12 protein-coding genes are annotated in these 14,012 nt (G+C 60.8%); 9 read left to right on the forward strand and 3 right to left on the reverse strand.

Features of this window, described 5'->3' with window-relative positions; all coding sequences use genetic code 11:
• Positions 1-83: 83 nt before the first annotated feature.
• Positions 84-1,232, forward strand: coding sequence for a pyridoxal phosphate-dependent aminotransferase (locus QLG10_RS18110; RefSeq protein ID WP_110747058.1), 1,149 nt, complete (start codon positions 84-86; stop codon positions 1,230-1,232).
• Complete coding sequence (locus QLG10_RS18115; RefSeq protein WP_188265059.1) at positions 1,220-2,011, forward strand: amidohydrolase; 792 nt, start codon at positions 1,220-1,222, stop codon at positions 2,009-2,011. Before QLG10_RS18110 ends, QLG10_RS18115 begins: the two co-directional genes overlap by 13 nt.
• A 179-nt stretch (positions 2,012-2,190) precedes the next feature.
• On the opposite strand, the gene leuA is transcribed toward QLG10_RS18115, so the two are convergent.
• Positions 2,191-3,870 carry a 2-isopropylmalate synthase gene (leuA, locus tag QLG10_RS18120; protein ID WP_020795615.1) on the reverse strand — a complete coding sequence of 560 codons (1,680 nt, stop codon included), beginning with the start codon at positions 3,868-3,870 and terminating at the stop codon, positions 2,191-2,193.
• A gap of 388 nt (positions 3,871-4,258) precedes the next feature.
• Here leuA and QLG10_RS18125 point away from each other — a divergent pair, with 388 nt between their 5' ends.
• Positions 4,259-4,615, forward strand: coding sequence for a hypothetical protein (locus tag QLG10_RS18125; RefSeq protein ID WP_020795616.1), 357 nt, complete (start codon positions 4,259-4,261; stop codon positions 4,613-4,615).
• Positions 4,616-4,715: 100 nt separating this feature from the next.
• On the opposite strand, the gene QLG10_RS18130 is transcribed toward QLG10_RS18125, so the two are convergent.
• Positions 4,716-5,537 (reverse strand): M23 family metallopeptidase, encoded by an 822-nt coding sequence (locus QLG10_RS18130; protein WP_033041361.1) that lies wholly within the window; start codon positions 5,535-5,537, stop codon positions 4,716-4,718.
• Between the two features lie 3 nt (positions 5,538-5,540).
• A complete protein-coding gene (xseA, locus tag QLG10_RS18135; protein ID WP_020795618.1) occupies positions 5,541-6,920 on the reverse strand; it encodes an exodeoxyribonuclease VII large subunit in 1,380 nt (459 codons plus the stop codon).
• A gap of 172 nt (positions 6,921-7,092) precedes the next feature.
• On the opposite strand from xseA, the gene QLG10_RS18140 reads away from it, so the two are divergent.
• The 6 genes from QLG10_RS18140 to tadA all read left to right on the forward strand — a co-directional run bounded on the left by QLG10_RS18140 (position 7,093) and on the right by tadA (position 13,917).
• Complete coding sequence (locus QLG10_RS18140; RefSeq protein WP_282487782.1) at positions 7,093-7,872, forward strand: sulfite exporter TauE/SafE family protein; 780 nt, start codon at positions 7,093-7,095, stop codon at positions 7,870-7,872.
• A gap of 61 nt (positions 7,873-7,933) precedes the next feature.
• Complete coding sequence (locus QLG10_RS18145; RefSeq protein ID WP_020795620.1) at positions 7,934-8,482, forward strand: hypothetical protein; 549 nt, start codon at positions 7,934-7,936, stop codon at positions 8,480-8,482.
• A 218-nt stretch (positions 8,483-8,700) separates the two neighbouring features.
• Positions 8,701-10,170, forward strand: coding sequence for an IMP dehydrogenase (gene guaB, locus QLG10_RS18150; RefSeq protein WP_020795621.1), 1,470 nt, complete (start codon positions 8,701-8,703; stop codon positions 10,168-10,170).
• A gap of 99 nt (positions 10,171-10,269) precedes the next feature.
• Positions 10,270-11,847, forward strand: coding sequence for a glutamine-hydrolyzing GMP synthase (gene guaA, locus QLG10_RS18155; RefSeq protein ID WP_083348292.1), 1,578 nt, complete (start codon positions 10,270-10,272; stop codon positions 11,845-11,847).
• A gap of 196 nt (positions 11,848-12,043) precedes the next feature.
• Entirely contained in the window at positions 12,044-13,420 is a 1,377-nt protein-coding gene (locus tag QLG10_RS18160) for a multicopper oxidase family protein (protein WP_282487783.1), read from the forward strand.
• On the forward strand, positions 13,420-13,917 hold the full coding sequence (gene tadA, locus QLG10_RS18165; protein ID WP_110747066.1) for a tRNA adenosine(34) deaminase TadA: 498 nt from the start codon (positions 13,420-13,422) through the stop codon (positions 13,915-13,917). Before QLG10_RS18160 ends, tadA begins: the two co-directional genes overlap by 1 nt.
• Positions 13,918-14,012: the final 95 nt, after the last annotated feature.

The raw sequence follows: 14,012 nt of genomic DNA on the forward strand, positions 1-14,012 counted from the left end.
CCTTTTTTTATGGGCGCCGTTTGGGCTATCCTCGGGCTCTCCCGCGCCGCCGTTAGAGCCGGGTGTAGAGCAGGGAATCCTCGATGATCACCAGTAAGCTGCCGAATGTCGGCATCACCATCTTCACGCAGATGTCTCAGCTCGCGGCGCAAACCGGGGCGCTCAACCTGTCCCAGGGCTTTCCCGATTTTGCTGCACCGCAAGCCCTGTGCGATGCGGTCGGCCGGCATATTGCCAATGGCCACAACCAATACTCGCCAATGACCGGCCTGCCGGTACTGCGTCAGCAGATCGCGGCGAAAATCGCCCGCAGCTATGGCGTCAGCGTCGATGTGGACAGCGAAGTGACCGTGACGCCCGGCGCGACCGAGGCGATTTTCTGCGCCATCCAGGCCGTTATCCACAGCGGTGACGAGGTCATCGTGTTTGACCCGGCCTATGACAGTTACGAGCCTTCGGTTGAGCTGGCCGGTGGCCGTTGCGTTCATGTGCAACTGGGGTTGGATGACTTCAGCATCGATTTCCAGAAGCTCGCCCAGGCACTGAGTCCGCGTACGCGGATGATCATCCTCAACACTCCGCACAATCCCAGCGGCGCACTGATCAACCGTGCGGAGCTGGACCAACTGGCGGCGTTGATCCGCGATCGTGACATCTATGTGATCAGCGACGAGGTCTACGAGCACCTGGTCTACGACGGTGTGCCCCACGTCAGTGTGCTGGCCCATGAAGAGTTGTATCAGCGCGCCTTCGTGGTCAGCTCCTTCGGCAAGACCTATCACGTCACCGGCTGGAAAACCGGCTATGTAGTCGCGCCGCCGGCGCTGACGGCAGAGCTGCGCAAGGTGCACCAGTACGTGAATTTCTGCGGCGTCACACCGTTGCAGTATGCCTTGGCCGACTTCATGGCCGAACACCCGGAACACGTGGAAGAGTTGCCGGCGTTCTATCAGGCCAAGCGCGACCTGTTTTGCGACCTGCTGGCGCCTTCGCGCTTCAGCTTCACACGGGTAAGCGGTACGTATTTCCAGCTGGTCGACTACTCGCAGATCCGTCCGGATCTCAACGACGTCGAGATGGCCCTGTGGATGACCCGTGAACATGGCGTGGCGAGCATTCCCATCTCGGTGTTCTACCAGACCCCCCCGGTCGGCCAGCGCCTGGTGCGCCTGTGCTTTGCCAAGCGTGAGGAGACCCTGCGTGAAGCAGCGGAAAAACTATGCGTGATCTGAGTGCGTTACCCAACCTGACCGTAGCGCTGATCCAGACCACCCTGGCCTGGCACGATCGCCAGGCCAACCTGGAGCATTTCGAGCATTTGCTGGAACAGGCTCGCGGTGCGGACCTGATCATTCTGCCGGAGATGTTCACCACCGGTTTCTCGATGGAGTCCGAGACCCTCGCCGAAGCGGAAAACGGACCGACCAGCAAATGGTTGCGGGCTCAGGCGGAAAAATTCGATGCAGTGATCACCGGTAGCGTGATTGTGCAGGCCGCTGATGGCAGCCATCGTAACCGCCTGTTGTGGGCGCGGCCGGATGGCGAAGTGTGGCACTACGACAAACGTCACCTGTTCCGCATGGCCGGCGAGCACAAGCACTTCACCCCCGGCGAACGCCAGGTGCAGTTCGAACTCAAGGGCTGGCGAGTGCGGCCGCTGATTTGCTACGACCTGCGCTTCCCGGTGTGGAGTCGCGATGCGCAGGACACTGACCTGCTGCTGTACACCGCCAACTGGCCGGGCGCACGGCGCCAGCACTGGAACCGCTTGCTGCCGGCGCGGGCCATCGAGAACTTGTGCTACGTGGCAGCGGTTAACCGCATCGGCACCGATGGCAAAGGCTTTGCCTATACCGGGGACAGCCAGGTGCTGGATTTCCAGGGCGAGACGTTGCTCAGCGCGGGGGAGGCGGACGGGGTGTTCAAAGTGGTGCTGGATGCGGCGGAACTGGCGGCCTATCGCACACGTTTTCCGGCGAACCTGGATGCCGACACCTTCGAGTTCACCTGAGACTTGCACTGCCTGAGCTGGCCCCTTCGCGAGCAGGCTCGCTCCCACATTGGAATGCGTTCTCCTGTGGGAGCGAGCCTGCTCGCGAAGATGGCATGACAGGCACTACAAAAACTACAGGCAAACAAAAAGGCCCCGAGATCGCATCTCGGGGCCTTTTGTATTTCAGCGAAGGCTAATTACGCCGCTTTCGCTTCCGGCTGGCTCAGCGAGCGGTTCAGCGCGCTGAACAGGGCCTTGAAGCTGGCGGTGGTGATGTTTTCATCGATACCCACGCCGTGCACCGCACGCTCACCATTGACTCGCAGCTCGATGTAGGCCGCCGCCTTGGCATTGGTGCCTGCGCCGATGGCGTGTTCGTTGTAGTCCATGATTTCCACCGGGATCGGCAGGCCGGCCACCAGTGCTTCCAGGGCGCCGTTGCCCTTGCCGCGCCAGTGCAGGTTGGTTTCGCCCTGGCCTTTGCTGGCCACTTCCACTTCGACGGCGCTGTGGCCGTTTTCTTCCTGCAGGCGATGGCTGACCAGCGCATACGGGGTATTGGCCTGCAAGTACTCGCTGTGCAGCAGCGCGTGGATCTGCTGTGCGGTCATTTCCAGGCCCAGGCGATCGGTTTCACGCTGTACGACCTGGCTGAATTCGATCTGCATGCGACGTGGCAGGCTGATGCCGTATTCCTGCTCCAACAGATAGGCGATGCCGCCCTTGCCCGACTGGCTGTTGACGCGGATGACCGCCTCGTAGCTGCGGCCGATGTCGGCCGGGTCGATCGGCAGGTATGGCACTTCCCACAGGGCGTCCGGTTTCTGCTGGGCGAAGCCCTTGCGGATCGCGTCCTGGTGCGAGCCGGAGAATGCGGTGTGCACCAGGTCGCCAACGTACGGGTGACGCGGGTGAACCTGGATCTGGTTGCACTCTTCGACGACCTTGCGCACGCCGTCGATGTCGGAGAAGTCCAGCTCAGGGTTCAGGCCCTGGGTGTACATGTTCAAGGCCACGGTTACCAGGTCGACGTTACCGGTACGCTCGCCGTTGCCGAACAGGCAGCCTTCGACGCGGTCGGCGCCAGCCATCAGGCCCAGTTCGGTGGCGGCAACGCCAGTGCCACGGTCGTTGTGGGTGTGCAGGCTGATGATCACGCTGTCACGACGGTTGATGTGACGGCCGAACCATTCGATCTGGTCGGCATAGATGTTCGGGGTGGCGCATTCGACGGTGGCCGGCAGGTTGAGGATGATCTTGCGCTCGGGTGTCGGGTTCCAGACTTCGATCACCGCGTCGCAGACTTCCTTGGCGAACTCCAGTTCTGTGGCGCTGAAGGTTTCCGGGGAATACTGGAAAGTCCACTCGGTTTCCGGCTGCTGGGCGGCATATTTGACGAACAGCTTGGCCGCGTTTACGGCGATTTCCTTGACCCCTTCCAAGTCCTGGTTGAAGACAATGCGGCGGAAAGAAGGAGACGTGGCGTTGTACAGGTGAACGATGGCTTTTTTCGCGCCGCGCAGGGATTCGAAAGTACGCGCGATCAAATCCTCACGTGCCTGGGTCAATACCTGGATGGTGGTGTCGTCCGGGATATGACCGTCTTCGATCAGGGTGCGTACGAAGTCGAAATCGGTCTGCGAGGCGGACGGGAACGACGCTTCGATTTCCTTCACGCCGACCTGCACCAGGGTTTTCCAGAAGCGCAGCTTCTTGACGGCGTCCATCGGTTCGATCAGCGACTGGTTACCATCGCGCAGGTCGGAGCTGCACCAGATTGGCGCGGCGGTGATGGTCTTCGACGGCCAGGTGCGGTCCGGCAGATCGATGGTCGGGAACGCGCGGTATTTCGAAGACGGGTCTTTGAGCATGCTCATCGGGAAATCCTTATTGTGTTGGCCGAAAAAAGGCGGCCTGCCGGTGGATCAAAATGTTCTTGGAGTAACGCTTGGGATGAGGCGCCGCGATTCAGCCCGGCAGTCGTGCACTGACAAGGCACAAACTGCGGTGCTGACGAAGCTGAATGAGGGTGTGAGAGGTTTTCATGCCTTCAACCCTAACCGCGGGGGGAAAGGATGGCAAGCGGTGGAAAAAAATTGAGAGGAATCCTCTTTAAGGCTTGTTTGGCGAGATTTTATTGCTCTGGAGTACGGTGATCTTCAGGTTGCTTGCTCAAGGTTCGAGCTGTGCGCAATCGACGATGCTGGCATCTTGTTCTGCTGACGAAGCTATTCTTAAGTCTTGGAGGCCCAGCAGGAGTCGGTGATGAACGAGTCTGATTGGAAACAATACTGCGTGTTGCGTCCGATAGCCCATGAGCGGATGTGTGAGCGGATTCTATCGGATGTCGAAAAGACGCTATTGGACAAGAGTATCGCGCCGTACGAGCGGATAGATCGCAGCGAGGAATTGCTCAAGGCTGGGCAAAAGGAGTTGTACTGGGCGTTTGGCGTGTTCAGGTTCTCGCGGCATGAAGCCCGTTCGCATTTGCTCGGGCTGTGCGCGCGGGAGTTGATTACGGCGCAGGAGTTGAGCTGGTTTTCAGTGGAGACTCAGGAGTGGGTCAGGCATTGCCTGGCGGACCGTGAGGTCCATGGGATCGAGGATCTGGATGCGGAGTAGTGGCCTTGAAAGATCGCAGCCTGCGGCAGCTCCTACAGGGTTCAGCGATACGACACGAACCCTGTAGGAGCTGCCGCAGGCTGCGATCTTTTGATCTTGCTTAAGGCTGAAACGCCCCGATAAAGATCGCCGGATCCACCCGCGCATCATTCAGGCTGACATTCCAGTGCATATGCGGCCCGGTCGCCCGACCGGTCGCCCCGACTTTTCCGACCACACCGCCACGCGCCATCTGCTGGCCGACCTTCACGTCGATTTTCGACATGTGGCAGAACATGCTGATGAACCCCTGGCCATGGTCGACAAACACCGTATTGCCGTTGAAGAAGTAGTTGCCGATCAAGATCACCTTGCCTGCGGCCGGCGTCTTGATCGGCGTACCGGCAGGCACGGCGAAATCCAGGCCTGAGTGAGGATTACGCTCCTCACCGTTGAAGAACCGGCGTACCCCGAACTTGCTCGACAGCGGTCCGTTTACCGGTTTGTCCAGCAGCACGTTACTTGGCGAATTCGGGCTGAACGTACGGTAGGCAGCGATCTGCTCGGCCAGTTCGCGCTCGATGCGCTTGAGATTGTCCGGGTCTGGATTGACCTGTTGGGTGTTTTTCAGGGTGATTCGCTGCTCCGGGTATTTCTTGTTGCCGACGGTGAAACCAAGGCTGCGCCCACCACTGCTGATGGCCTGGGCGCCCGGCTTGACCGTCAACGGCACGCCGACAATCGCCAGCCAGTTGTTCTGTTCCTTGATCACCAGAACGGGTTTGCCCTGATAACTGGCTTTCGGCGCTTGCGCGGCAGCGCCCAGGTCGACCACCGCCACGCCGCCCGGCACCGGTTTGTTCAACAGGCGGGTGATGTAGCTGTCGGCGTGGGCGTTGAAGGTCAGGCAAAGCAACAGCAGCGGAGCTAAGAAACGCGGCATGGATCAGTCCAGTAGAGAAAGGGTGACGGGCGTCAGGTGATTGTCTTCGACCCGCACGTGCAGTTCGCCTTCACCCAGTTTGGCCTTCAGGCGCTGGCCGGTGTGGGTCTGTGCGGCGCTGCGGATCGCATTGCCACGCTCGTCGAGCAAAATGCTGTAGCCACGGCCAAGAGTCGCCAGGGGGCTGACCACGTGCAGTGTTTGCATCTGGCTCTGCAGTTGCAGGCGACGGTTTTTCAGGCCCTCGCGGATGGCGCGGGGCAAGCGTTCGGCGAGGCTGTCGAGACGTTGGCGCAGCATCGCCAATTGACGTCCCGGATGCTGCCCGGCCAGGCGGGTTTCCAGGCGGATCAACCGTTCGCGACGGGTGTTGAGGCTGCGTTCGAAGGCCCGACGCATGCGCATGTCCAGATCATCCAGGCGTTGCGCTTGCTGGCGCAGGCGTTCGCCGGGATGGCGCAGACGCCGAGAGATGCCTTCCAGGCGCAGCCGGTCACGCATCAGGCGATCACGCATGCGCATCACCAGGCGCCGATGCAGGCTCTCGACCCGGCGGACCAGATCACTGGAATCCGGCGCCAGCAGCTCGGCCGCGGCCGATGGCGTGGGCGCACGGACGTCGGCGACGAAGTCGCTGATCGATACATCGGTTTCGTGGCCGACGGCGCTGACGATCGGTGTCACGCAGGCATCCACCGCGCGCGCTACGGCTTCTTCGTTGAAGCACCAGAGGTCTTCCAGCGAGCCGCCACCGCGGGCCAGTATCAGCGCGTCGAAACCGCGGGCGTCCGCCAGTTTTAACGCGCGGACAATCTGCGCGGTGGCTTCGCGGCCCTGCACGGCAGTGGGGATCAGGGTCAATTGCACCTGCGGCGCGCGGCGGCGGAACACGCTGATGATGTCGCGGATGACCGCGCCGGTGGGCGAACTGATGATGCCGATGCGTTGCGGATGCGCCGGCAGCGGTACTTTGCGCTCGGCACTGAACAGGCCTTCGGCGCTGAGTTTTTCCTTCAGGGCATCGAACGCCAGGCGCAATGCTCCATCACCGGCCGGCTCCACGGTATCGAGGATCAGCTGGTAATCGCCGCGTCCCTCGAACAACGAGACTTTGCCGCGTACCTTGACGGCCAGGCCATCCTTCAGCGCTTGACGCACACGCGCGGCGTTTTGCCGGAACAGCGCGCAACGCACCTGGGCGCCGCTGTCCTTGAGGGTGAAATAGACGTGGCCAGACGCGGGGCGGGCGAGGTTGGAGATTTCGCCTTCGACCCAGATGTTGCTGAAAACGTCTTCAAGCAACACCCGCGCGCGGCCGTTGAGCTGGCTGACGGTCAGGACTTCGCGGTCCAGGCCGAGTCTTGCAAAGGGATCTTTAATCATGGGGCGCAGTTTAAAGGCATTCTCCAACCGAATGCACGATCCCCTGTAGGCGCGAGCACGCTCGCGATGGAGGTCAATGATGATGCGGGGAGCCTGACACCCCGCGGTGTTCTCAGGTTTTTCGCGAGCATGCTCGCTCCTACAGGGGTAGAGTCTGCTTCGCAATTCATGGATGACTTGGGGAACTCACGTGTTTGAACTGATGAATCAATGGCCCTTTGGCGCTACGGACTGGCTGGTCATCGCGCTGGGCATCGCCCTGGCCTATATCGTGTTCGGCATTGCCGGTTTCGGCACGGCGCTGGTCGCCGGACCGATCCTGATCCTGTTCATGCCGCTGTCGAAGATCGTGCCGTTGCTGGTGTTGCTCGATTTTGTCGCGGCGTTCGGCAACCTGCTGCCCTCGCGGCGTGATGTCGCCAAGCCTGAGCTGCTGCGATTGTTGCCCTGCATGGCCGTGGGTTGCACGCTGGGCGTGATCTTCCTGTTGAACCTCAAGTCGGATTTGTTGCTGCTGTTGATGGGGCTGTTTATCAGCGCCTACGCCATCTACACCCTGTGGATTAAAGCCCGTCCGGCGCAATTGTCTGCCGCCTGGGCCTTGCCGATGGGCACCGTGGGCGGGATGTTCGGGGCGTTGTTTGGCAGTGGCGGCTTTCTGTACGCGATCTATTTGAACAGCCGCTTGCCCAAGGAGGCGGCTCGAGCGACCCAGAGTGCGCTGATCAGTTGCAGCACGGTGGTGCGCCTGAGCCTGTTCATTGTCGCCGGTGTCTATGCCGAGCTACCCTTGTTGGTGCTGGCGTTGTGTTTGCTGCCGGCCATGGCGCTGGGCCTGTGGATCGGTCGACGGTTGACCCTGAAATTGTCACGCGAGGCGTTCGTCCGCCTGGTGACCTGGCTGGTCCTGGCCAGCGGTATCGCCCTGATCGGGCGTTACTTGAGTACTTGACCTCTGAAGCCTTGGGCTTAAGCTGCCGGGCTTCTTTCAAAGCGTTACAGCAGGTCGCCCCATGAATTCCCAAAGCATCATTGTCCCGAAAATTTCCACACTGCCGGTGCATGAGCCGCGGGCCCGGGCGATCGTGCGCTGGCTGGTGCGCAAGAACATCATCAACGAACAGTTGACCACCTGCGGCCGCACCGGCAATCGCATGGCCCACGCCATCGCCGAGGGTGCCAGGGAAGTGGTCCTGCACCCGCAAGCCCTGCCGTTCGGCGAGCCGATCAATGGCCTGGAGATCGTCACCAAGCGCTGCATCTATACACCGGCCAAGGGGTTTCTTGGCGAGGCCGGTTGTGCCGAGTGCCGCAAGGAAATCGGTGAAGCACTGTTTGAAAGCCTCGAAGACTGGATGCCCGGACGGACCGATAACTTCACCTGCCCTGAATGCGGGCATGAAGATGACATCAACGGTTTCCTGTTCCTGCAGGAGTGCGGCTTTTCCAACCTGGGCTTCATTTTCAACAACTGGGCCGAGGCGGGGTTCAAGCAGAGCTTTCTCGACGAGTTTGCCGATTGGCTGGATCAGCCGGTAAGTTGGGTGAAAGTAGAGCTCTGATCGTTGCATCCCCCCTGTAGGAGCTGCCGAAGGCTGCGATCTCTTGATCTTGCTTTTGAAGATCAATGTCAAAAGATCGCAGCCTTCGGCAGCTCCTACAGGGGGCGATATGTTCCGTATATCCATAAGGTCGATAATAGACAGAGTTTTACATTGAACCCGAGGGGGTGTCTGACTATAATGGCGCGCTTCCATTTTCCCGCTCGGGAGCCCCCGCGATGCTGCGTATCAGCCAAGAAGCTCTGACATTCGACGACATTCTCCTAGTGCCTGGTTATTCCGAGGTGCTTCCTAACGAAGTCAGTCTCAAGACCCGCCTTACCCGTGGCATCGAGCTGAATATTCCACTGGTCTCCGCCGCCATGGACACCGTCACTGAAGCCCGTCTGGCAATTGCCATGGCTCAGGAAGGTGGTATCGGTATCATCCACAAGAACATGACCATCGAGCAGCAAGCTGCCGAAGTGCGCAAGGTCAAGCGTTACGAAGCCGGTGTGGTCAAGGATCCGATCACCATCGATGCCGACGCTACCGTGCGCGAACTGTTCGAATTGACCCGCATGAACAACATCTCCGGCGTTCCGGTGCTGCACAATGGCGACCTGGTCGGCATTGTCACTTCCCGTGACGTGCGTTTCGAGAACCGTCTGGAAGCCACTGTCCGTGAAGTGATGACGCCTAAAGAGCGCCTGGTCACGGTCAAGGAAGGCGCCGACAAGAACGACGTTCGTGAGTTGCTGCACAAGCACCGCATCGAACGCGTGCTGATCGTCGACGACAAGTTCGCCCTCAAGGGCATGATGACCGTCAACGACATCGAAAAAGCCAAGGCTTACCCGCTGGCCAGCAAGGACGATCAAGGTCGTCTGCGCGTGGGCGCCGCGGTCGGCACCGGTAAAGACACCGGTGACCGTGTGGCTGCCCTGGTCAACGCCGGCGTTGACGTGGTGGTGGTCGACACCGCTCACGGTCATTCCAAAGGCGTGATCGACCGCGTTCGCTGGGTTAAACAAAACTTCCCTGAAGTGCAAGTGATCGGCGGCAACATCGCCACCGGCGCTGCCGCCAAGGCCCTGGCCGAAGCGGGCGCTGACGCAGTCAAGGTCGGTATCGGCCCTGGCTCGATCTGCACCACCCGTATCGTCGCCGGTGTCGGCGTGCCGCAAATCAGTGCCATCGCCAACGTCGCCGCTGCCCTCGAAGGCACTGGCGTTCCATTGATCGCCGACGGCGGCATCCGTTTCTCCGGTGACCTGTCCAAGGCCATCGTGGCCGGTGCTTCCTGCGTGATGATGGGCTCGATGTTCGCCGGTACCGAAGAAGCGCCAGGCGAGATCGAACTGTTCCAGGGCCGTTCGTACAAGGCTTATCGCGGCATGGGTTCGCTGGGCGCCATGTCCCAGGCCCAGGGTTCCTCCGACCGTTACTTCCAGGACTCCTCCGCGGGTGCCGAGAAGCTGGTTCCGGAAGGTATCGAAGGGCGTGTGCCGTACAAGGGCACCCTGAGCGCCATCATCCATCAACTGATGGGCGGCCTGCGTTCCTCGATGGGTTACACCGGCAGTGCCGACATCGAAGAAATGCGCACCAAGCCTGAGTTCGTGCGGATCACCGGTGCTGGCATGGCCGAGTCCCACGTCCACGACGTACAGATCACCAAGGAAGCGCCAAACTACCGCGTAGGTTGAGGCTTCAAGCAAATCGTTAAGCAACCGGGGCTGTTCTATTCAGCCCCGAGTTGTTTCTGAATCACGACTGTTTCTGAATTACTTAGACGAGACTGAATCATGGCCCTCGACATTCACGCTCACCGCATCCTGATCCTCGATTTCGGTTCCCAGTACACCCAGCTGATTGCCCGCCGCGTGCGTGAAATCGGCGTTTACTGCGAACTGCATCCGTTCGACATGGACGAGGAAGCCATTCGCGAATTCGCTCCAAAAGGCGTGATCCTCGCCGGCGGCCCCGAGTCCGTGCACGAAGCCGACAGCCCTCGCTGCCCGCAAGCAGTGTTCGACCTGGGCGTGCCAGTCTTCGGTATCTGCTACGGCATGCAGACCATGGCCGAGCAACTGGGCGGCAAGGTTGAAGGTTCCGACCTGCGTGAGTTCGGTTATGCCCGCGTAGACGTGGTTGGCAAGAGCCGCCTGCTCGACGGCATCGAAGACCACATCGACGCCGATGGCCTGTTTGGCCTCGACGTATGGATGAGCCACGGTGACAAGGTCACCAGAATGCCGGAAGATTTCCACATCCTGGCCAGCACCCCGAGCTGCCCTATCGCTGGCATGTTCAGCGACGAGCGTCGTTACTACGGCGTGCAGTTCCACCCGGAAGTGACCCACACCAAGCAGGGCGGTCGCATCCTGTCGCGCTTCATCCTCGACATCTGCGAGTGCGAAGCGTTGTGGACCCCGTCGAAGATCGCTGAAGACGCCATCGCCCAGGTTCGCGCCCAGGTTGGCACCGACAACGTACTGCTCGGCCTGTCCGGCGGCGTGGACTCGTCCGTGGTTGCCGCACTGCTGCACAAGGCCATCGGCGACCAACTGACCTGCGTTTTCGTCGACAACGGCCTGCTGCGCCTGCACGAAGGCGAGCAAGTGATGGCCATGTTTGCCGAGAACATGGGCGTCAAGGTGATCCGCGCCAACGCCGAGGACCAGTTCCTCGACAACCTGGCCGGCGAAGCCGACCCAGAGAAGAAGCGCAAGATCATCGGCCGTACCTTCATCGACGTGTTCGATGCCGAATCCTGCAAGCTGGACAACATCAAGTACCTGGCCCAAGGCACCATCTACCCGGACGTGATCGAGTCGGCTGGCGCGAAAAGCGGCAAGGCCCACGTGATCAAGTCGCACCACAATGTGGGCGGCCTGCCGGAAGAAATGAACCTTAAGCTGGTTGAACCGCTGCGTGAGCTGTTCAAGGACGAAGTCCGTCGCCTGGGCCTGGAACTGGGCCTGCCGTACGACATGGTCTACCGTCACCCGTTCCCGGGCCCGGGCCTGGGCGTGCGCATCCTCGGCGAAGTGAAGAAGGAGTACGCCGACCTGCTGCGTCGTGCCGACCACATCTTCATCGAAGAACTGCGCAAGGCCGACTGGTACCACAAGGTCAGCCAGGCGTTCGTGGTGTTCCAGCCGGTGAAATCGGTTGGCGTGGTGGGTGATGGCCGTCGTTACGCCTGGGTCGTGGCCCTGCGTGCCGTGGAAACCATCGACTTCATGACCGCGCGTTGGGCACACCTGCCTTACGAGCTGCTGGAAACCGTCAGCGGCCGCATCATCAATGAAATCGAAGGCATCTCCCGCGTCACCTACGACGTGTCGAGCAAGCCGCCAGCGACGATTGAGTGGGAGTGATCCCGTACCAGCCCTGAGGGGTTGATCGCTGGATAAAAAGCCGTGTGAACGTGAGTTCACGCGGCTTTTTGCATTCATGCCCTGCCTGCGGCCCGGGATCATGCCTGCTTTGCTGTTTCTTTCACAATTGCGGGTGTATCGTATTCGCCTTTTGCGGGCCCAGGGCCTGCCGCGTTCAAGTGAGGTAGTTGAGTTCATGTCCTTTACCCGTCGCCAAATCCTCGGTGGCCTGGCCGGTCTTGTTGTCGTTGGTGTCGGAGCAGGGGGCGCGTCGCGGTACTGGCTGGGCAGGATGGCCGACGCTGAGGCGGGCCATGACTATGAGCTGATCGCCGCGCCGCTGGACGTCGAACTGGTGGCCGGGCACAAGACCGAGGCCTGGGCATTCGGCCCGTCGGCGCCGGGCACCGAGTTGCGCGTGCGCCAGGGCGAATGGCTGCGGGTGCGGTTCATCAACCACCTGCCAGTGGCGACGACCATCCACTGGCATGGCATTCGCCTGCCGCTGGAGATGGACGGTGTGCCGTACGTGTCGCAGTTGCCGGTATTGCCCGGTGAATACTTCGACTACAAATTCCGCGTGCCCGATGCCGGCAGCTACTGGTATCACCCCCATGTGAGCAGCAGCGAAGAACTCGGGCGCGGTCTGGTCGGCCCGTTGATCGTCGAGGAGCGCGAGCCGACAGGTTTCAAGTACGAGAAAACCTTGAGCTTGAAGAGCTGGCATGTCGATGAGCAGGGCGCTTTTGTCGACTTCAGCATTCCTCGCGAAGCCGCCCGAGGCGGTACGGCGGGGCGCCTGTCGACCATCAACGGTGTCCCGCAAGCGATCATCGACTTGCCCGCCGGGCAGATCACCCGGATGCGGGTGCTTAACCTCGATAACACGTTGACCTACCGCCTCAATATTCCGGGTGTCGAAGCGCAGATCTATGCGCTGGACGGCAATCCCGTCGAACCGCGCCCGCTGGGCAAGGAGTACTGGCTCGGCCCAGGCATGCGTATTTGCCTGGCGATCAAAGCGCCGCCGGCGGGTGAAGAGTTGTCCCTGCGCAACGGCCCGGTTCGCTTGGGCACGCTGCGCTCCGTGGCCAACACCGACGCGCCGACTACATGGCCTGCGGCTCTGCCCGCCAACCCGGTGGCCGAACCGGACCTGGCCAATGCCGAGAAACTCAACTTCAATTTCGAATGGGTGGGGTCGGTGTCGGTGAATGTCGACAACGGCAAGCCGCCAAGCCTGTGGCAGATCAATGGCAAAGCCTGGGACATTACGGACAAAACCTGCGCCGACCGCCCGATTGCCAAGCTCGAGAAGGGCAAGAGCTACATTTTCGAATTGAAGAACATGACTCAATATCAACACCCGATTCACCTGCATGGCATGAGCTTCAAGGTCATCGCCTCGAATCGGCACAAGGTCATCCCGTATTTTACCGACACGTATTTGCTGGGTAAGAACGAGCGCGCGCAAGTGGCGCTGGTGGCGGATAACCCCGGGGTGTGGATGTTCCATTGCCATGTGATTGATCACATGGAAACCGGCCTGATGGCCGCGATCGAGGTGGCGTAATGCGTCAGATACGTCCCGCCGCGATCATCGACCGCAGCCGTGATCGCGACTTCATGCGCGAAGCCCTTGCCCTCGCCGCTCAAGGTGCCGCGTTGGGCGAAGTGCCCGTGGGTGCGGTGCTGGTGCAGGACGGTGAAATCATCGGTCGCGGCTTCAACTGCCCCATCAGCGGCAACGATCCGAGTGCCCATGCCGAGATGGTCGCGATCCGCGCTGCCGCGCTAGCCGTCAGCAACTATCGACTGCCGGGCAGCACGCTGTATGTGACGCTGGAACCGTGCAGCATGTGCGCCGGGCTGATCGTGCATTCGCGGATTGCACGGGTGGTGTATGGCGCGCTGGAACCCAAGGCCGGGATTGTGCAGAGCCAGGGGCAGTTTTTTACCCAGGGCTTTTTGAATCACCGGGTGTTGTATGAAGGTGGGGTGTTGGCCGAGGAGTGCGGGGCCGTGCTCAGCGAGTTCTTCAAGGCCCGTAGAGCCAAACCTTCAGACTGAACACTAAACCCTGTGGGAGCGGGCTTGCTCGCGAATGCGATTTAACATTCAACAGAGATGTTGGCTGACTCACCGCATTCGCGAGCAAGCCCGCT

This window comes from Pseudomonas sp. V98_8 (assembly GCF_029967975.1).
GTDB classification, from domain to species: domain Bacteria; phylum Pseudomonadota; class Gammaproteobacteria; order Pseudomonadales; family Pseudomonadaceae; genus Aquipseudomonas; species Aquipseudomonas umsongensis.

Bases quoted from the DNA above. Each gene is read 5' to 3' on its own strand.
- tadA (WP_110747066.1), top strand. From the start codon at position 13,420: ATGCGTCAGATACGTCCCGCCGCGATCATCGACCGCAGCCGTGATCGC.
- QLG10_RS18125 (WP_020795616.1), top strand. From the start codon at position 4,259: ATGAACGAGTCTGATTGGAAACAATACTGCGTGTTGCGTCCGATAGCC.
- xseA (WP_020795618.1), bottom strand. From the start codon at position 6,920: ATGATTAAAGATCCCTTTGCAAGACTCGGCCTGGACCGCGAAGTCCTG.
- QLG10_RS18145 (WP_020795620.1), top strand. From the start codon at position 7,934: ATGAATTCCCAAAGCATCATTGTCCCGAAAATTTCCACACTGCCGGTG.
- QLG10_RS18110 (WP_110747058.1), top strand. From the start codon at position 84: ATGATCACCAGTAAGCTGCCGAATGTCGGCATCACCATCTTCACGCAG.
- guaA (WP_083348292.1), top strand. From the start codon at position 10,270: ATGGCCCTCGACATTCACGCTCACCGCATCCTGATCCTCGATTTCGGT.
- QLG10_RS18115 (WP_188265059.1), top strand. From the start codon at position 1,220: ATGCGTGATCTGAGTGCGTTACCCAACCTGACCGTAGCGCTGATCCAG.
- QLG10_RS18130 (WP_033041361.1), bottom strand. From the start codon at position 5,537: ATGCCGCGTTTCTTAGCTCCGCTGCTGTTGCTTTGCCTGACCTTCAAC.
- QLG10_RS18160 (WP_282487783.1), top strand. From the start codon at position 12,044: ATGTCCTTTACCCGTCGCCAAATCCTCGGTGGCCTGGCCGGTCTTGTT.
- QLG10_RS18140 (WP_282487782.1), top strand. From the start codon at position 7,093: ATGACTTGGGGAACTCACGTGTTTGAACTGATGAATCAATGGCCCTTT.
- leuA (WP_020795615.1), bottom strand. From the start codon at position 3,870: ATGAGCATGCTCAAAGACCCGTCTTCGAAATACCGCGCGTTCCCGACC.
- guaB (WP_020795621.1), top strand. From the start codon at position 8,701: ATGCTGCGTATCAGCCAAGAAGCTCTGACATTCGACGACATTCTCCTA.